The 18,570-nt window shown below is 41.0% G+C and carries 14 protein-coding genes; 7 read left to right on the forward strand and 7 right to left on the reverse strand.

Annotation, left to right across the window (positions count from 1 at the left end; genetic code table 11):
• Positions 1-59: 59 nt before the first annotated feature.
• Positions 60-2,930 carry a GAF domain-containing protein gene (locus VB733_RS04210; protein ID WP_323338859.1) on the reverse strand — a complete coding sequence of 957 codons (2,871 nt, stop codon included), beginning with the start codon at positions 2,928-2,930 and terminating at the stop codon, positions 60-62.
• Between the two features lie 144 nt (positions 2,931-3,074).
• On the opposite strand from VB733_RS04210, the gene VB733_RS04215 reads away from it, so the two are divergent.
• A complete protein-coding gene (locus VB733_RS04215; protein WP_323338860.1) occupies positions 3,075-4,241 on the forward strand; it encodes a quinone-dependent dihydroorotate dehydrogenase in 1,167 nt (388 codons plus the stop codon).
• Positions 4,242-4,260: 19 nt separating this feature from the next.
• On the opposite strand, the gene VB733_RS04220 is transcribed toward VB733_RS04215, so the two are convergent.
• The 3 genes from VB733_RS04220 to VB733_RS04230 form a co-directional block, all read right to left on the reverse strand.
• Positions 4,261-5,037 (reverse strand): hypothetical protein, encoded by a 777-nt coding sequence (locus VB733_RS04220; RefSeq protein ID WP_323338861.1) that lies wholly within the window; start codon positions 5,035-5,037, stop codon positions 4,261-4,263.
• Between the two features lie 358 nt (positions 5,038-5,395).
• On the reverse strand, positions 5,396-6,781 hold the full coding sequence (locus VB733_RS04225; protein WP_323338862.1) for a DUF3370 domain-containing protein: 1,386 nt from the start codon (positions 6,779-6,781) through the stop codon (positions 5,396-5,398).
• A 22-nt stretch (positions 6,782-6,803) separates the two neighbouring features.
• On the reverse strand, positions 6,804-7,382 hold the full coding sequence (locus VB733_RS04230; RefSeq protein WP_323338863.1) for a peptidase C15: 579 nt from the start codon (positions 7,380-7,382) through the stop codon (positions 6,804-6,806).
• Between the two features lie 61 nt (positions 7,383-7,443).
• Between VB733_RS04230 and hisH the strand changes: the two genes are divergently transcribed.
• Entirely contained in the window at positions 7,444-8,079 is a 636-nt protein-coding gene (hisH, locus tag VB733_RS04235; RefSeq protein WP_323338864.1) for an imidazole glycerol phosphate synthase subunit HisH, read from the forward strand.
• Between the two features lie 96 nt (positions 8,080-8,175).
• Positions 8,176-8,730 carry a 16S rRNA (guanine(966)-N(2))-methyltransferase RsmD gene (gene rsmD / locus VB733_RS04240; RefSeq protein WP_323338865.1) on the forward strand — a complete coding sequence of 185 codons (555 nt, stop codon included), beginning with the start codon at positions 8,176-8,178 and terminating at the stop codon, positions 8,728-8,730.
• A 78-nt stretch (positions 8,731-8,808) separates the two neighbouring features.
• On the opposite strand, the gene petG is transcribed toward rsmD, so the two are convergent.
• Positions 8,809-8,922 (reverse strand): cytochrome b6-f complex subunit V, encoded by a 114-nt coding sequence (gene petG, locus VB733_RS04245; protein ID WP_096618456.1) that lies wholly within the window; start codon positions 8,920-8,922, stop codon positions 8,809-8,811.
• Between the two features lie 206 nt (positions 8,923-9,128).
• Between petG and VB733_RS04250 the strand changes: the two genes are divergently transcribed.
• Complete coding sequence (locus VB733_RS04250; RefSeq protein WP_323338866.1) at positions 9,129-9,503, forward strand: cytochrome c; 375 nt, start codon at positions 9,129-9,131, stop codon at positions 9,501-9,503.
• Between the two features lie 85 nt (positions 9,504-9,588).
• Here VB733_RS04250 and VB733_RS04255 read toward each other — a convergent pair whose 3' ends face one another.
• On the reverse strand, positions 9,589-11,055 hold the full coding sequence (locus VB733_RS04255) for a mannosyltransferase (protein ID WP_323338867.1): 1,467 nt from the start codon (positions 11,053-11,055) through the stop codon (positions 9,589-9,591).
• A gap of 183 nt (positions 11,056-11,238) precedes the next feature.
• Between VB733_RS04255 and VB733_RS04260 the strand changes: the two genes are divergently transcribed.
• Positions 11,239-13,563 carry a cation:proton antiporter gene (locus VB733_RS04260; protein ID WP_323338868.1) on the forward strand — a complete coding sequence of 775 codons (2,325 nt, stop codon included), beginning with the start codon at positions 11,239-11,241 and terminating at the stop codon, positions 13,561-13,563.
• A 309-nt stretch (positions 13,564-13,872) separates the two neighbouring features.
• Here VB733_RS04260 and VB733_RS04265 read toward each other — a convergent pair whose 3' ends face one another.
• Positions 13,873-14,178: a TIGR02450 family Trp-rich protein gene (locus VB733_RS04265; RefSeq protein ID WP_323338869.1), complete on the reverse strand. Its 306-nt coding sequence runs from the start codon at positions 14,176-14,178 to the stop codon at positions 13,873-13,875.
• Between the two features lie 570 nt (positions 14,179-14,748).
• On the opposite strand from VB733_RS04265, the gene pruA reads away from it, so the two are divergent.
• Entirely contained in the window at positions 14,749-17,748 is a 3,000-nt protein-coding gene (gene pruA, locus VB733_RS04270; RefSeq protein ID WP_323338870.1) for an L-glutamate gamma-semialdehyde dehydrogenase, read from the forward strand.
• Between the two features lie 306 nt (positions 17,749-18,054).
• Positions 18,055-18,498, forward strand: coding sequence for a GNAT family N-acetyltransferase (locus VB733_RS04275; RefSeq protein WP_323338871.1), 444 nt, complete (start codon positions 18,055-18,057; stop codon positions 18,496-18,498).
• Positions 18,499-18,570: the final 72 nt, after the last annotated feature.

Here is an 18,570-nt window from a genome sequence, read left to right on the forward strand (position 1 = left end):
ATTTATATGTTGTCTCAAAATTTATTAAATAAAGATATCAAAAACGTACATAAGAAAAATTATTTTGCTGCCAGAGGTACCAATAATCGGCTAACAATACGACTATCGGGAAGCTGATAAAAGTGTAATTCTCCTCCCATTTGTTGCATGAGGTTTTGGCAAATCAGTAAATGTAAACCAGGGGGTTTGTTTAGGTGTGATAATCTGAATATGTCTTTGGGACTATCTTGGTACAGTTCTGCGAGTAGCTGCGGATTAATAGTGCCGTTATCAGTTATCGAAAGTTCTAAAGAACGCTCATCTAAGCGACGACACCAAAAGTCAATTCTCCCTCCAGATACAGAACGCTCACAGGCTGATACTAATAATTCATTTAGTACAATCTCTATTTTAGCAATATCACCAATAATTATTAACGAGTATTGTGATGACTGGGTATTCGTATCACCTCTGCTGTTAGCGTCATCCGTGACATTTTGCCCTAAGCCATGTATACCCACCCATAATTTATGTTGTTTGAGTAAATTATCAACTTGTTCAAGCGATCGCTTGAGTAAACTGGGGATAACTATCCGATCATTGGCAATATCTAATGTCCATTGTTCATCTCTTAATAATCCTGCTATTCCTAAATTGGTATTTTCTACTTGCCGTAATATCTGTTGGTAACGTACCTGGGAGAATTCAGTTGTGGGAATACCTAAGTTTTTGATTTGAGTAATTAATGAGGCTAAATGACGTTGGTTTTCTTCATAGCGCCTATGTTTATACCAATTAAGCTGTTGTAATTTTTTCTGTTCAGCAAGTAGGCGTTGAGTGACTAACTTTTGTCTGCGCGACCAGGATAGTTGGCAAATTAGAGCTTCTGCTGCTTTTAAGCTTTGTTCTGACCAACGACGTTGTAATGTATCAGCCATGACTATGACACCAGTCGCCTCATGTTCTGGGGTTGCACGTAATGCCATTAATAATAACTGACCAATACCCTTCCCATACATCCACTTGCGAGTATCTTCGGGTAAGTCATTAGCTTTGACTAGTAACATCTTTTGATGTGTATCTGGTGTTGTTAATGCCAATTGAATTAGCGCTTCGGCTTTCACTGGTATTAATGCATCATTTTTGATCGTAAAGTTATCCGCAACTACTCCCGGTATAATTTCAGCATATTTTTCACCAGGTATCCATGACAACATGAATCCTAATGGGCAATTCAGGACTGAGGCGATTTGTCGCAAGGAAATCATTTCCAAGTGATTGTCACCAGGTTCGCTATCAGCCGCTTCGGCTTGCTCGATAATACGCAAACAATCCTGGAGGTTTTGCATGATTTTTTCTTGCTGCTTGTTGCGGTGATGGAGTTGCCACTGTCGAGTAATGACACCAAACTGCTGACTGACAAGCTGCACTAATTCCTTTTCTTGAACTGTCCAAGCTCTGTTATTTTCATGGGTAATCAGTAACAGTGATTCTGGAGATTTTCCCGCCACACAATTAGCAATCATAAAAGAGCGTACACCAACTTCCAGTAATGGCGATCGCCAGTTAAAAAATCGCAAGTCTTCCGCATTCTCGACACCAATGGCTTCTTCGCTACGTTGTAACAGTTGCCAATCAACTTGCCGCAACTCATCGAAGTGAAACTTCAAGGGACGATATTTATGTGCTTGGGCTTGATGCAAAATCTCGTATCTATTTTGGTCAGGATTATAAACAATTAAAATAAACCTTGTAGCTCCCAAATATGCCAAAATTTTCCCAGCGCAGTTACTGAAAATTTCCTCAAAGTCGTGTTCACTATATATACCCCTAGCGACTTGACTGGTTAATTCAGCTTCATCGCGAATGGATTTAATCGTCGCTTCCATATCTGCAACCGGAGATGTCAACGAAATTAAACCTGCCGCACCCTGAACAAAGTTTTTATCGGTTTCCTTCCAAATCCTAGCTTCGCTGGCTTCGACGGCGATAAATCCCAGTAAATTCCTTTGCCAAATAATCGGAGCCGCCAGTAGCGATCGCACATGCAAACGTCGCATCAATTGGACTGTAAAATGACTTTTGAGCGAAGTCCGTCCTTCTCCTATCGACACCATTTCATTTACAGCCAAAGCATAATAGAAATCGCTTAATTCCTCAACAGTAATGGAAGTTGGTGAAGACTTATCTTTACGCCCTGGCAATCCATTATTTTGGTTGTACTGATTTGTTGCTCGTCGCCAAAAGTATCTTCCTTCTCGTTCAAACCAGTAAATATGCGTATAACTAGGAGCCACAAAATCATGTGTTGTTCGTAAAACAGCTTCTAGTCGTTGTTCTAAGTTACTCAGTGTTTGTAAGTTTTGTAACAACTCCAGCAGTGGTACTTCCAAACGCTTATTTTGTTTTTGTTGCCAATTCATCTCATATTGATGCAGGGCTGCGGCAAGTTCCCCCAATACCATCATCAATCTGGCTTTGGCATCAGTCGGTAAAAGATAACCCCAACGCGACGAAGCCAGCATCAACAAACCTAAACATTTGTCTTTGTAGCGAATTGGTAAAATTATAGTCCCTTGGAGGTTGTGCCTTTTCGCAAATTCCTGCCATCCTTCTGCACGTTTTTCGGCGCGTAAATCAGCTACACCAAGGGGACGTTGTTCGATGACAACTTGCTCTAGTAAATCCCCAGGACTCAATACTAAACGTTGAGTAAGAAAATGAGGATTATTACTATTCTCTGGTAATAAACCACCTTTGCCAATCAAGATATGATTAAGGCGATCATAAAGTGCCACCCAAACCAAGTTATAGTCAAACTGTTCTTTGACAAAGGAGATGATTGTTTCAATTAAAACATCAACATTGTCCTCTTCTCTCAGGCTTTGAAGAACCCGTCCCAAGGAAATTATATGCTGTTCGGCGGCTATCGGTCTTTGTGGCTGAACCATCTGGCGATCGCGTAAATATTAATTAATATAGATTCCTACTCTATAGAATGCCCAAAATATGACCTCAATCCACAGGTGAGGAGAAAACAGTGGTAGAAGTGGAGACGCGGGGTAAAATTACCCATGTCCTATGTCTTATTTCCTATGTCTGATATATATCAAAACCTAATTAAACCTTTTCTATTTAATGTAGTCAAAACCGACCCTGAACAACTTCATTCTGTGACGATTCGCAGTTTAAGTTGGCTGGGTGAGATTTGTCATCGTCCCGCCACAGGTTGGGTAAATCAACGTTTGCAGCAAACTTTGTGTTTATCAGATGCACGTTTACAACAACATTTATTTGGCTTGGACTTTCCCAACCCTGTGGGTTTAGCTGCTGGTTTTGATAAAGATGGTGTTGCTGCCCCCGTGTGGAGTAGTTTGGGGTTTGGATTTGCGGAATTGGGTACTGTCACTTTTCATGCCCAACCGGGAAACCCACAACCACGTTTATTTCGCTTGCCCTTAGATGCTGCTGTTCTCAATCGCATGGGCTTTAATAATGCGGGTGCTGCTGACATGGCACAACGATTAACACTAGTACGTAGGCAATTTAATTTACCAATTCCCATCGGTATAAATTTAGGTAAATCAAAAATTACCCCCCTAGAAACTGCGGCAGAAGATTATCGCGATAGTTTCCGCTTGCTGAAAAATTGCGGTGACTATTTTGTTGTCAATGTATCTTCACCAAACACACCCGGATTGCGATCGCTTCAAGATGCCTCAATGCTGGCTGCGATTCTCGATGCTTTAAATCAAGAAAATCTGCAACCAGATAACTCACAAAAACCAATTTTTGTCAAGATTGCTCCTGATTTAGAATGGCAAGCCATATTAGACATTATTGAATTAGCCAAAAGCTACAAACTGGCGGGAATTATTGCCACAAATACAACAATTAGCCGGGATGGATTGTATACACAAATGATTGAGCGAACTGGGAAAACACCGCAAGCAGAAGCCGGAGGTATTAGCGGCAAACCAGTACGCGATCGCTCTACAGAAATTATTCGTTTTATTTACCAAAAAACGCAAGGACAAATACCAATTATCGGCGTTGGTGGCGTTTTCACCGCAGCCGATGCTTGGGAAAAGATAGTTGCCGGTGCTAGTTTGATTCAAGTTTACACGGGTTGGATTTATGAAGGTCCGTGGATGATTCGCCGCATTCTTCAAGGTTTACTTGTCAAACTTGAAGAACAAGGATTTAATTCAATTGGGGAGGCTGTGGGCAGTGGGGCAGTGAGCGCGAGGAAAAATAACTAATGCCCTTATTCCCAATACCCTATGTATCAATTGGAAAAAATTCCCTAGTTTTGCGATCGTACCTCCAAGCAATCCCATCCGGATCACGGCTACGACTCCATTCAGGGAAATCAACATCCCCACGACGCTTAAACACTGTGCTGGAGTAAACATTTAACCTTTTGGCTAGTTCTGATTGAATTAAGGAACCAAAAGTTAATTGCTTTGCTAATGTTTTTTTTGCTTCCTCTAGAGTTGCTGGTGGGTTTAAATCAGCTGCTACAGGTTCAATATCCGCAACTAATTCTTTTTCGGGGACAAATGCAACTTCTTTCTCTGCCAGCACCGCCGGAATTACTGTGGGTGATGCTAAAAGTTGTGTTGATGCTTTGGCAACACGAGATGATGACAATTCTTTTACAGGTTCGCTACTATCCAAAATATCCCCAAGAATATTGGCAGTCATAAAGTAGTAAACTTGTTTACCATCTTCAGTATTGAGGATGCTAGCACCAAACTCTGATGCCTTGTTATCCAGAAAGCGCTTTGCGGAACTAGCAGAAAAATTGCCCTTAATTGCCAAATCTATTGGGCTTAAACTACCTTGGTTTTGCTGAACTAGCTGATGGAAAATCGGGTTAACTCCTTGACTCCACTTTTGCCATTGGTAGTTTCGCCAAAGATTAATACCAGTTATCAGCAATATCAGCCCTAGCCAAATTCGCCAGGTAGAAACCAAGAAAACAATCAGAAAAGAGATAGGCAAAAGCAAAACGAGAAATCCTTTCCCTTTGCCTTCGATAGTTTGTTCACTCATGCCGATTATTACCCTGTAATTGTTTCGGGAAATATTGGGAAATAATATCATCTTGGCAAAAACTGGGAAACTGATTTGTATCCTGTGTAGATTTGCCAAAATTTTTTCAGAATTTGTTTCCAGATATTTTCCAGATCAACTATGGCAAAAATGTACTTTTGCCAAAAGATAATCCCGGCAAAATTATAGGCAAAAATGCAACAAAAATCTCTACTAGTATTTAAAAATACAATTTATGTTGACAATTACTCAAGAGCGATCGCATTTTTGCAGATGCTTATGGGAGACAATAGAGGTGACTTAAATATCAAGTCCAAATCATCAGTAGCATTGATGATTAATTTTTCTTTGCATCCTCCTATCTTCCCATCTCCCCATTGCTTTTAGGTAATGTCTGCACCGTCAGCACTTGTGGTGGACTCGCATCGGGTGGATAGAGAAAATCAACTTCCACAAGTCTTTTTTCACCTGGCTGAATGGGCAGAGTAACTAATGGCTCTCCAGTTTGCCCACGTTTCTGTACCAAATGTACGAAATTTGTTTGAAATTTGCCCAAGTTATCCTGGTAACGGACTCTTACCGTACCTCTAAAGAATGTCGGACGAGCTAATTCGGCAAAAAAACGTAATCCTTTCTGACTCAATACATCTTCTTTAATTGGTGTTTGCACTGCCACCGCTACGGTTTGTGATGTTTGTGTATTATTATGTAGCGGCAATCTGAAACTATATTGCACACCATAATTACCATGGGCTAAGTATGCAGTGTCAGAGTAGCGAACCAACATTGGAGCGCTTTGGATTTGATTTGTACCTAATGTGCCACCATGTAATGTACTCAATCCATAGGAAAAGGCTTGTCCGGGTTGGGGAATAGTTAAAAATCTGGTTTTGGGACTATCTGTAAGTGATGTCCTCCAATAAGAGCCTCTGGCAACTCCTGACACACGTCCGTATTTGCGTTGGCTAGTTTGTGCTAAAGGAGTGGGTGGAATATCTCTCGGTGTTGATAATTCACCATTATTTAATAAATTTTGCCATTCTTCCAGAGTTGGCGCTTTTTCACTTCCATCAGGATTAATACCTGCTGGCATCGCTAAACTTGCTGCATAGATAGTACCGCTACTTCGCAATCTTGCATAGGTTGATCTGCCATTCAGAGGCGGAGTCAATCCCTCTACGGGAATGGAGGTATTCAGTAGCATTTGATACTCTCCAGGAGCAATTGTCATCTCCTGGGGGAAAATATCTTGTCGCAGTCCTCGTAAAATATCACTCATTACCCGACTACCGGGACCAGCATATATTTTACCTTCCAGATTCTGAGCCAAGGCAGGTAACTCAATAAATGGGGCATCAGGTTGGCTGAGATAGCTGGCTGCTTGCAAAACACTAACCTTGACTGGTTCTTTGCCAGGATTGTATAAGATGATGCCAAGGTAAAGCGATCTAAGATTATCGGCAGTCGGAGCTTGGTAAACATGATGGGCAAAAACATCAAATCTACCCCGAAAAGGAAAGTTTAAATGTGCTTGTGGATTTTTTTTACCTATTGAGGGAAAAGTGGATAGTAAAATCCCTGGGTTGACAACTTTTTCGGGGCTATTACTGTTAAAAACTGGTACGCTATCTAGCCTACCGGGTAAGGGACGTACCTCTTGAATTTGGATCACTTCTTCCGGTGGGGCAGGAGGTACAGAAGGGGTAGCCTGGGCTAGGGAAAAAGATAGTAAGAATGGCAACATATACTGATATATTTTCTTCAGATTAGAGACGCTCTTGCGATTCTGAAAGTGCCAGATGGCGAATAATTGATAGGAAACATTTCAATATAACTGATAAATTATCTTTGGTCAAAATGGGAACGTGAACAAAAATACAAGACGCTTTTTGCGGATGCAATTGAGGAGAAAACTGGCGATGAAAACTGAGGAATTCCAGTACCGAATAATATAAACCTTCACAAACAAATCGACCGCAGTTGTGGCTAATCTCAAGCGCGACTGAATCCCCTACTAAGTGTTCTAAATCTATAGATGTACGCAAAATAGATTCGCCACTATTTTCTGCAAGATTGACTGTCACCCGAGCATTTGATTCAACGCTTAATTTCTCTCGACTTTCTGCCATGCCACAACAGATAATATAGTCTGGCTGAGTTTCACAAATTTTGGTTATTACTTTATCGCTGGCACTTTTGATATCTACAGGCAATTTTCTTAAAAAAATCAATTCGTAGGGGATAGACTCAAGCTTAGCAACTTCCGCTAATAAATCATCTGACGAATTTGATGTGTGATGTGGCAACCAAATGTCAAAAGAAGTTAATAGAAATCTTTTCGTCATACAAAATATTATTTACAATATAAAAAGTCTCCATAATAAATATTTTATAGGGAGCAGGTAAATGGCAACGATCGCAGTCGTAGATTACGACATGGGAAACTTACACTCAGTTTGCAAAGGACTGGAAAAAGCTGGAGCAACTCCCAGAATTACAGACTCTCCAAAAGTTATCGAACAAGCGGATGCTGTCGTTTTACCTGGAGTGGGTGCTTTCGATCCGGCAGTTCAACATTTACGATCGCGTTCTTTAGAAGAACCCATAAAAAACGCGATCGCATCTGGAAAACCTTTTCTTGGCATCTGTTTGGGTTTACAAATTCTCTTTGAATCTTCTGAAGAAGGAAGCGAACCTGGACTCGGAATCATTAAAGGAAAAGTTAAACGTTTCCTTCCCGAACCCAATATTACAATTCCTCATATGGGTTGGAATCAACTCGAATATACACAACCAAAAAACCTGTTGTGGGAACACCTACCCCCCCAACCTTGGGTATATTTCGTTCACTCATATTATGTTGATCCCACTGACAAGAGTGATCAAGCTGCAATCGTCACCCACGGCAACCAAAGTATTACTGCTGCTGTTGCCCGTGATAATCTGATGGCTGTGCAATTTCACCCTGAAAAATCCTCCAATATCGGCTTACAAATTCTTTCTAACTTTGTCTCCCAAGTATGGATGAAAGTAGCTGCTTAAAGAGGGGTAATAGGAGAATTGGGAAATGGATGAATAATCAAGGGTAAATAGTATTTTAGAGTTAGTCTAAAATCTCAAATCCTAATCCCCAAGCAAATGAGTCTGAGAATATACGGAAATCGCCTGCTAAAAACTTTGCCTGGTCAAGCAACGCGACCAACAATCGCGCGGGTAAGGGAAGCGTTATTTAATATTTGGCAGGGAAAGATTTCTAGCTGTAGATGGCTTGATATATGTACTGGTAGTGGTTCGATGGGGGCGGAAGCCCTATGTCGTGGCGCTAATTTAGTTGTGGGTATGGAGCGATCGAGTCAAGCCTATAGGATTATTCAAGAAAATTGGCAGAAAGTAGCCACACAAGACCAAAAATATCAAATATTCAAGGGTGATGTCCTCAAGCAATTACCAAAACTTGCGGGACAGCAATTTGATCGCATCTACTTCGATCCACCATATGCTAGTGGGTTGTATGCACCTGTATTGGAAGCCATAGCCCAATATCAACTTTTAGAGACAAACGGCGAAATAGCAGTAGAACATGATTCCGAAGGCTGGAGCGCACCAAACATAACAGCTTGGGAAATCTGCCGTCAAAAGACTTATGGAAATACAGGATTAACTTTTTATCGAGTGGTGGAGAATGGAGAGTAGGGGATGTGGAGACAAAATTTCTGGATTTTCCCCATCTTTGCGCCTTCCCCTCTCCCCATTCATAGAATTAGTCCCAACCTAAATTCCTAATTGATTACCGCGCTTGTATTGGATATAAGCCTTATAAAACAATCCAGCGAGGGTAACGGGAATTAAACCAATAACAATTCCGCACAATAAGGGTTCAACCACTTTTAATCTCCTTGTTACATTCATTCAAAATTTCTTCCTGCACCCGATTGTACCAAATTCAACATAAATCCCGCTTTCTATCTTGCTTGTAGAAACTCATGCTTGTGCAGAAATATGCGATCGCGCTTGCAGACTGCATCAAGAACTTTTAAGCTATGTGTATGAAATGAAAACTTTTTGTAAACCTAATTTTCAAAGTACACCTTTTGGATAACCGGATTACCACACCTTCGATTCTTCTACAGCGCGTCATTTTGATGATGCTGGCAATTTTGCTTGCCATTGTTTTCAGCATATTTGTCGTGCGTGTGGTGCAAGCCTCTGACCCATACGTAAAAACGGTTTTAGCACTGAAAGGCGACCCAGTGCAAGGACATGCAATATTCCAAATTAATTGCGCTGGATGTCATGGTTTAGAAGCTTCTGGACGAGTTGGTCCCAGCTTGCAAGGTGTTTCCAAGCATAAGTCTCGCTATGGATTAATTCACCAAGTTATCAGTGGCGAAACTCCACCAATGCCCAAATTTCAAGCTAGCACTAAAGAGATGGCAGATTTATTAAGTTATTTAGAGACATTATAAATAGTCAGGTTAATTTAAGATGGACACGGAGGTTGGGAGACGCGGGGATGTGGAGATTGAATAATAACTGATGAGCCACTTGATACTACTCATTCCTCGCCTTTAAAACTTGATTAATGTGGTATCCCTGGATAGGGGAACAGCTACCCTGGCGTTGATAAACACAAGCTTGACGCAAACATTGTTTTTTTCGATAGTTCGGATTGCTAGGAGGGTAGGGGGATTTACTCACGACATAATTAAAATGACTTTGCCATTGTTGCCAGTCGCTATCTTTTTCCAAGATAAATAGAGGAACATTATGGTGGAGATAGGTATAACCTCCAGAAAACACGGGCGGAATCTCTTGTAACCCCACACCACAGATATTGGTTTGGGTACTAAGTTGTTGGAAAGTCATTAAATTGCCGTAGGAACGATACCAATGGGTTTGGTGACTCAGAAACATTAATCCCACCGAGGGAATTATCCAAATTAACAGACAAGTTGAGATAGTGGGAATAATTTTTTGCTTGGTAAGTTCTGGAGGAAAATATTTTTTGAGTAATTCAGTTGCCCCCAATCCTACCAATATCATTAACATTGCGATCGCAGGGTAAATGAAGCGATATTCTTTGTGAGCAAAAGCACTATGGGTGACAATAATTGCCAAGCTTAACCATAACAAAATTGGGCTACGACGAGCGCCGATCGCAGCTAAGACAATAATTGCTGGGGTAAAAATTGACCAAGCTTGCCAGAGAAGAGATATGTATCCATACCAAGGAGAAACACCATAAGCGTGACTTTTCTGTTCAACTGAGTTAATCCAGAAATTCAACCAAAAAGACTGAAAAGGGTATTTCCAAGTGAAGGCATCAACTGCACCAAAAATGAGTAATGCTAAGAGAATACCGGCTGCGATTGGAAATAATTGACTGCGCCATTTTTTACCACAGATAAACACCACGGCTAGGAGAATCGTTGGCAACAGGTGGATACGTAAACCGGCAGCAGTTCCCAACAGACAGCCCACCCAAAATAAACCTTGCTGAGTTTGACGGAATTTGCTGTAAATTCCCAGATATAATGCTGGCAAAAGCAGATAAGTTGCGATCGCTTCATTTAATGCTTTCGGTGCAAAGTAAATAATTTCTGACCAAACACTACAAAGAATGCCAGTAATAATTGCTGCTAAAATGCCACTGGTACGATATGCCCAACAAAAAGCAACGACAACGACACTCAGGGACAACAAACATAAAGTTATCTTCACCCCCCACAGGTATCCATTAGCTCCCTCACCCATCCAAGCTGTGAGACGCATAATCCCCGCTAAGAACCCCGGAAATACCCAAGAACGAATACCATCACGCCATTCCCAAGAAATAATGCCATAACCAAAACTGAGTCGATGGGCAGGTTCTAAGGTTTGAAATATCTCATCGGGCCAAATCATATTCGGGAAAAAATAGGCACTGGCAACTCGTAACAGTAAGCCCAGGAGGGTAATAATCAGTAACGATAGTCGGAAAGTGCTGTTAATTTGGCTACTCATTAATTTTGATTTCATATTTCTGAATAGCTCATGATTCACCTGTTTGAGAGCATTTTATCCCCTTTACCCTTTCTCTAAAGCGGATAGACCGGCAAAATCTTGATTAAATTTGTATATCTCTGACCCAGAAACTTCCCACAGATATATAAAACTTTGTATGCTGAGATTAGAGCGTCTTAATATTTCTTTAGAAAAACTGTGCTAGAAGATTTTAGATTAATCATCGATTTGGTTTCGGTTCTCGCCGTCGCAGCTTGTGGTGGTTTGATAGCGGCACTCTTACGACAACCTGTTTTATTGGGATATCTCATTGGCGGGATGGTGGTGGGACCAACCGGACTAGGGCTAATCAAAGAATTAATCCAAGTTGAGACCTTAGCACAGTTTGGTGTGGCGTTTTTGTTATTTGCATTGGGTGTAGAATTCTCGTTTGCCGAACTCAAGAAAGTCCAGGCGATCGCCCTTGGTGGTGGTGGCTTGCAAATTAGTCTGACAATTGGATTTACCGTCCTGATTTGTGCGATTACTGGGGCTTGGGAGGTTTTACCCGCCAAAGGTGTGTTTTTGGGAGCGATTTTGTCCCTGTCTTCAACTGCGGTAGTCCTCAAATGTTTAATGGAACGCAATGAGACGGAAACACCCCACGGGCAGGTTTTGTTGGGGATTTTAGTGGTGCAAGATTTAGCACTGGGGCTAATGTTAGCAGTGTTACCAGCCCTCAACAAACCAGCTGAGGCGATCGGGATTGCTGTGGTGATGGCATTAGTGAAAATCGGTTTGTTTGCTGCCGGGGCTGTAGTTGCGGGAAAATGGTTAATTCCTCCCTTATTGCGATTGTTAGCCCGCACAGAAAGCCGGGAATTATTTCTCTTGGGTGTCGTGGCGCTATGTTTGGGTATTGCCCTATTGACAGAATATCTGGGACTCTCGATTGAGATGGGAGCATTTGTCGCCGGGTTAATGATATCGGAAGTTGAATATGCCGACCAAACCCTGACCTATGTAGAACCCATCCGAGACATCTTCGCCAGTTTGTTTTTTGTGGCGATCGGCATGTTAATCGACCCGTTCTTTTTGTGGAAAAACTTAGAATTAATTTTGGGGTTGGTAGCCCTGGTAGTGGTTGGTAAGTTTTTGATTGTGGCTCCAATTGTCAAATTATTCCGCTTTCCATTGAAAACTGCCATTATTGCCGGAGTTGGATTAGCGCAAATTGGAGAATTTTCCTTTGTTCTTGCCAGCGAAGGTCAAGCTTTAGGGTTAGTTTCTCGAAAAGTATATTTACTCATTTTGGGGACGACAGCAGTAACTTTGGTAATCACTCCGTTTGTGTTGCGGTTAGCACCCATCGCCTTTGATTGGTTAGAGTCAATTCCTTGGTTGAAGCCTTATATTAGTGGCGAAGGGCAAGCTTTGGAAGTTGCCGATGATTTACCACTGAAAAACCATGTAGTTGTTTGTGGTTACGGACGTGTTGGTAAAAACTTAGTTAAATTATTTCAGCAGCATCATTTACCAGTAATTGTCATCGACCAGTCAGAGGCAAGGATTCAGCAATTACGTGATGCCAAAGTACCCTATGTTTACGGTAATTGCGCTAGTTTTCATGTATTAGAAACTGCGGGAGTCACCACAGCCCAAGGAATGGCGATCGCACTTCCCGACCCAATGAGTAGTAGACTATCGTTAAAGCGAGCTTTGGAATTATCGCCGGAATTAGATATTGTCGTGCGGGCGAATAATAACAAAAATATTGAAGTATTTTACCAATTAGGGGCGAGGGAAGTTGTCCAGCCAGAATTTGAAGCCAGCTTGGAAATGGCAGCACATTTATTAACAGATTTAGGTTTATCACCTTCTTTAATTCAGCGAGAAATGCAACAAATACGCGATCGACACTATCTCGATTTGCGTCCAGAAGAAACAGAATCGGAAGTATCTCGTAGTTTGCGTCAAGCAACCCAAGATTTGAACCGCCGTTGGTATTCTTTACCTGAAGGTTCTCCGTTGGTGGGGATGACTTTGGAAGAGGCTGATATTCGCTATTTGACAGGTGTCAGTTTAATGGCAATTCAGCGTGTAAGTGGTAAAGAAATTGATTATCCCGATGCCAAAACAACATTAGAAGCAGGAGATAAGTTATTAATAGTTGGTGAAGATGGTGAATTTGCCGCTTTAGACGAATTTGCTCAGGGCAAGGCGGCAATTCCCAGAGAAAATAGCGCTTGTCAATGGATAAATTTAGGTAATAACTGTCCTGTCGTTGGGCAAACTATTGCAGATTTAGAATTAATTGAAGACTTTGGTGTACAAGTTCAAGCAATGCGTCGTGATGGTAGATTTATGAAGCTACCAGAAAAAAATACGTTATTACAAGTTCGTGATCAATTATTATTTTGCGGTACTTTGTCAGCATTACGACAACTTGAACGGCTACTTGCACCATCATCAGATGTTGTCTCACTATCAATACCTATTATCAAAGCTGGGACAACAGAAACATTAACAGATTTATTCCCCTAGATAATTATCTGAGTTTAAAGTGCAATATGGTTCAGTTAAGGATAATTGTAGGTTGGCTGTAACGCAGTGGAACCCAACAAAGTCTTGAAAATATTGGGTTGAGGAACTAAGAACTAAACCCAACCTAATAGGGGAGGGTTGTTTTTTGCTGTGTAAAAACCAGGGAGAGGTTCCGTTGAACTGACATTTTTTTACCCATCTGAAACATTGCAAAAAAAATCAAAACAAGCCAAAATTATGAAATTAAGACACTTTCATAATGGTAAACACTTTCTACTTTGGAAATTAGAAAATAATTTCTCATATTTCTTATTCCTTTTGACTTCGATATCCTACAAATTCCTCCTCCGCAGAATTGTTCTGGGTTTCTATATTTGCTTGGATGTCATGTAGAGTTTGCCATCCTGGTTCCCAAAATTCCCGGTCTTGTAATATCTTAGCGTTAATCCAAAATTTTACATTGGGGTCACAGGAGGAAATCATTTCTGCATATACCCATTTCCCCTGGTTTTTGCGGTTGATAACTTCAAAATGTCTCCATCCATCTACTTTTTGCTGTGCTGTCCATTTAGAACCTAGTAAATATGGAAATTTTTGTTTTTTAGGTTTAGGCATAATGTTTTTAGAAGTTTTAATACTGATATTAATCATAAATCATTAAAAAACCATATCTCCAAATTTGTAATAGTCAGGGATATTCAAGTATTGATGTAATTGCAACTCAAAGTGAGTTTTTTCTAGATTTATTTACCTAAGAGGTTAAGTATCAAGTAAAACTTAAGATCAAAGAAACCCGGTTTCTTGGATTTAAGTATCGAGCATCATCTGACTTTTTGATGAGAAACCGGGTTTCTCCCTGCGCGACTATCCTTAATATTTACTTTATAAATGGTCTCTAATGGTTAATTTATTGGATATTGGAACTGGTTATAATTCCCTGATAGAAAAATAAATTTCCGATCGCACTCCAATAGTATCCTTGAAGCTAATCTACGACTTAATCTACAAATATCTACACCTAACTAGTATTTTTACTTATGTATAAATACTACCTTTGAGGATTTCCCATCAAAAAAATTGTATATTTTGCACCTTCAGATGTGGTGAGAGCAAAATGGAAAAGCCAAAATAGAAACACGGGCTTTAATTTACAAAGTCTCGGCTTGAACAAGGAGTCTGTCAAGAGTGGTATTACAAGCACAAACAAGCACTTACGAAGCAAAAACCCAAGAGATTGCTAAACAGCTTCTCGCAGCTACCCAGGAAAATCGTTCATTTTTCGCTAATCTTCGCGACCAAATGCGTTGGGATGATAAACTTTTAGACTGGGCGATGAGCAATCCCAGTTTGCGGGTGCAACTATTTCGCTTTATCGATACCTTACCTGCATTAAATAATAACTCGGAGATTGCCGCACATTTACAGGAATACTTGGGTGAAGAGTCGGTAGAATTACCTGCTGCACTCAAAGGAATGTTAAATTTTGCTAGTCCCGATTCGATGCCGGGGCAGGTAGCAGCAACTACAGTCACAAAAGCAACAGAAACCTTAGCTTATAAATATATTGCTGGTGAAAATATTAATCAAGCGCTAAAAACTATCGAACGCTTGCGGAAAGAGAAAATGGCTTTTACCGTAGATTTACTAGGTGAAGCTGTAATTACAGAAACAGAAGCACAATCTTATTTAGAGCGCTATCTGGATTTAATGCAACAATTAACCGCAGCCTCGAAAAAGTGGAATCCCGTAGTCCAAATTGATGAAGCTGACGGACAAGCAATACCGAAGGTGCAGGTTTCGGTGAAATTAACGGCTTTTTACTCACAATTTGATCCTTTGGATGCCGTTGGTAGCGAGGAAAAAGTCAGTGCGCGGATTCGGATTTTATTGCGACGTGCCCAGGAATTGGCTGCTGCTGTTCACTTTGATATGGAACAGTATGCATACAAAGATATTACTTTTAGCATTCTCAAGAAAATTTTACTCGAAGAAGAATTTCGCGATCGCACTGATATTGGTATGACTGTCCAAGCATACCTCCGCGATAGTGAGCAGGATGCCAGGGATTTGATTTACTGGGCAAAACAACGCGGTAAACCAATTACAATTCGTTTGGTTAAGGGCGCTTATTGGGATCAAGAAACAATTAAGGCGGAGCAGAAACATTGGCAGCAACCAGTTTATAACGATAAAGCGGCAACTGATGTTAATTTTGAGGCGATTACGCAATTGCTGTTAGAAAATCATCAGTATGTCTATGCTGCCATCGGTAGTCATAATGTTAGATCACAAGCCCGTGCGATCGCAATTGCTGAAAGTTTGCAGGTTCCCCGTCGCTGTTTTGAAATGCAGGTGTTGTATGGGATGGGTGATAAGTTAGGGAAAGCACTAGTTGATAAGGGTTATCGGGTGCGGGTTTACTGTCCCTATGGGGAATTGTTACCGGGGATGGCTTATTTGATTCGGAGATTGTTGGAAAATACGGCAAATAGTTCGTTTTTACGGCAAAATTTAGCTAATGTTGCTCCTGAAGAGTTATTAGCGCCTCCAGAAACAAAATTATCTCGCGCACAGATGCAGAAACGCGAAGAGGAGAATAAAAATGTCTCCATTTCCTCTTTCACTGGTGTTGCCGATACTGATTTTGCGGTTCCAGAAGCGAGTCAGAAAGCAAAGGATGCTTTCGAGTTGGTGCGGGGGCAATTGGGTAAGTTGTATTTACCGTTAATTAATGGTGAGTATGTGAGTACGCAGGAAACTGTAGATTCAGTGAATCCATCGAAGTTTAGCGAGGTTATCGGCAAGATTGGACTTGCTAGCGTTGAACAAGCGGAAATGGCAATGCAAGCTGCGAAAAATGCTTTTCCTGGCTGGCAAAAAACACCTGTGAGTCAGCGTGCTGCTGTGTTGCGAAAAGCTGCTGATTTGATGGAACAGCGACGTGCAGAATTATCTGCTTGGATTGTTTTGGAAGTTGGTAAACCTGTACGGGAAGCTGATGGGGAGGTTTCCGAAGCAATTGATTTTTGCCTTTATTATGCTGCGGAAATGGAACGGCTAAATGAAGGTGTAAATTATGATGTTGCTGGGGAAACAAATAGATATATTTACCAGCCTCGTGGGATTGCAGTGGTAATTTCCCCTTGGAATTTTCCTCTGGCGATCGCAGCGGGGATGACTGTAGCGGCATTGGTGGCAGGGAATTCAACTATACTGAAACCGGCGGAAACTTCTTCGGTAATTGCGGCGAAGTTTGCGGAAATTTTAGTTGAGGCAGGAATTCCAAAAGGTGTATTCCAATATTTGCCCGGTAAGGGTTCTGCTGTTGGTGCTTATATGGTAAATCATATAAATACCCACATTATTGCTTTTACTGGCTCCCAGGAAGTAGGTTGTCGAATTTACGCGGATGCTGCCAACCTCAAAATCGGGCAAAAGCACATGAAGCGTGTGATTGCCGAGATGGGTGGGAAAAATGGCATTATTGTTGATGAAAGTGCTGATTTAGACCAGGCTGTTGTCGGAGTTGTGCAATCCGCCTTCGGATATAGCGGACAAAAATGTTCGGCTTGTTCACGGGTAATTGTGTTGGCAGCCATCTATGAAGAGTTTGTCCAACGTTTTGTTGAAGCAACCAAATCTTTAAATATTGGCGAAGCTGAATTCCCTAGTACCCAAGTTGGACCTGTAATTGATGATAATGCGCGATCGCGTATTCGTGAATATATTCAGAAAGGGAAGGCAGAATCAACTGTAGCTCTAGAGATGTCGACACCGGAACAGGGCTATTACGTTGCTCCAACGATTTTTAGGGATGTCCCCGCAAATGGGATAATTGCCCAAGAAGAAATTTTTGGTCCTGTGGTTGCGGTGATTAAAGCCAAAGATTTTCAGGAAGCTTTGCAAATTGCCAATGGCACGAATTTTGCTTTGACGGGTGGTTTATATTCGCGAACCCCTTCCCATATTGAACAGGCACAGGCAGAATTTGAAGTTGGCAACTTGTACATTAACCGTACAATTACGGGGGCGATTGTAGCTAGACAGCCCTTCGGTGGCTTCAAATTATCGGGTGTTGGTTCTAAAGCCGGTGGTCCTGACTATTTGTTACAGTTCCTCGAACCGAAAACAATTACAGAGAATATTCAACGTCAAGGTTTTGCACCAATTGAAGGAGCAGAATAAGAAATTTTGAATTTTAAGTGAGTGTAAATTAAAACTAAGAAGTTAAGTAAAAATGAGTGGCAAGTTTGTTTAGCCTGCCCTGGAACTAAAAATCTCAAATTTTCCAGCTTATTTTTACAAGACTCCTCGGTTGGATTGCCTAAAGTTGATTAATATTGGGGTGGGCATTTGCCCACCTTCTTTGATACTGAGAACAAGTAAAGTCAAAGCTGAAGCGATCGCATTTTCTCATTACCAGGAAAAATCATTTAACCATTTCTGTAGTGCTAGCTACGTAACGATTAGGTAAATATAGAGAAAATTTTTATGAGTCAAATAATTGTCAAAATTGCTACTTCAAGCAATGAACTTGCAGCAATTCAAGAAATCAGGAAAACAGTATTTCAGCAGGAGCAGGGAGTTGATGCAGAGTTAGATTTTGACGGACTAGATGAAACTTGTGACTTACTAATTGCGTCATTGAACGGTGAGTTTATCGGTACTGTCAGAATTCGTATGCTAAATGCGAAAATGGCAAAAATTGAACGATTAGCTGTTTTGAAACAGTCGCGAGGACATGGTATCGGTAAAAAATTAATGGCAGAAGCTTTAGAAATTGCTGAGAGTAAAGGAATATTAGAAGTGGTGATTCATGCCCAAGAGTACATTATGCCTTTGCATCAACAATTAGGGTTTGAGGCTGATGGTGATGTATTTGCAGAAGCAGGTATTCGCCATGTGAAGATGAGAAAAGTGCTGAGTGTTGAGTAAAAAGATAGTAATTACAAATTAATTATCTTCTTTCCTCCTTTCCCCTTTCCCTTAAAGATTCCGAGTGCTGCA

The organism is Calothrix sp. UHCC 0171 (genome assembly GCF_034931845.1).
Lineage (GTDB): Bacteria > Cyanobacteriota > Cyanobacteriia > Cyanobacteriales > Nostocaceae > Brunnivagina.

What these genes read in the sequence shown, in the direction of transcription:
- VB733_RS04210 (WP_323338859.1), bottom strand. Translation starts at nt 2,930, where the DNA reads ATGGTTCAGCCACAAAGACCGATAGCCGCCGAACAGCATATAATTTCC.
- VB733_RS04215 (WP_323338860.1), top strand. Translation starts at nt 3,075, where the DNA reads ATGTCTGATATATATCAAAACCTAATTAAACCTTTTCTATTTAATGTA.
- VB733_RS04220 (WP_323338861.1), bottom strand. Translation starts at nt 5,037, where the DNA reads ATGAGTGAACAAACTATCGAAGGCAAAGGGAAAGGATTTCTCGTTTTG.
- VB733_RS04225 (WP_323338862.1), bottom strand. Translation starts at nt 6,781, where the DNA reads ATGTTGCCATTCTTACTATCTTTTTCCCTAGCCCAGGCTACCCCTTCT.
- VB733_RS04230 (WP_323338863.1), bottom strand. Translation starts at nt 7,382, where the DNA reads ATGACGAAAAGATTTCTATTAACTTCTTTTGACATTTGGTTGCCACAT.
- hisH (WP_323338864.1), top strand. Translation starts at nt 7,444, where the DNA reads ATGGCAACGATCGCAGTCGTAGATTACGACATGGGAAACTTACACTCA.
- rsmD (WP_323338865.1), top strand. Translation starts at nt 8,176, where the DNA reads ATGAGTCTGAGAATATACGGAAATCGCCTGCTAAAAACTTTGCCTGGT.
- VB733_RS04255 (WP_323338867.1), bottom strand. Translation starts at nt 11,055, where the DNA reads ATGAAATCAAAATTAATGAGTAGCCAAATTAACAGCACTTTCCGACTA.
- VB733_RS04265 (WP_323338869.1), bottom strand. Translation starts at nt 14,178, where the DNA reads ATGCCTAAACCTAAAAAACAAAAATTTCCATATTTACTAGGTTCTAAA.
- VB733_RS04275 (WP_323338871.1), top strand. Translation starts at nt 18,055, where the DNA reads ATGAGTCAAATAATTGTCAAAATTGCTACTTCAAGCAATGAACTTGCA.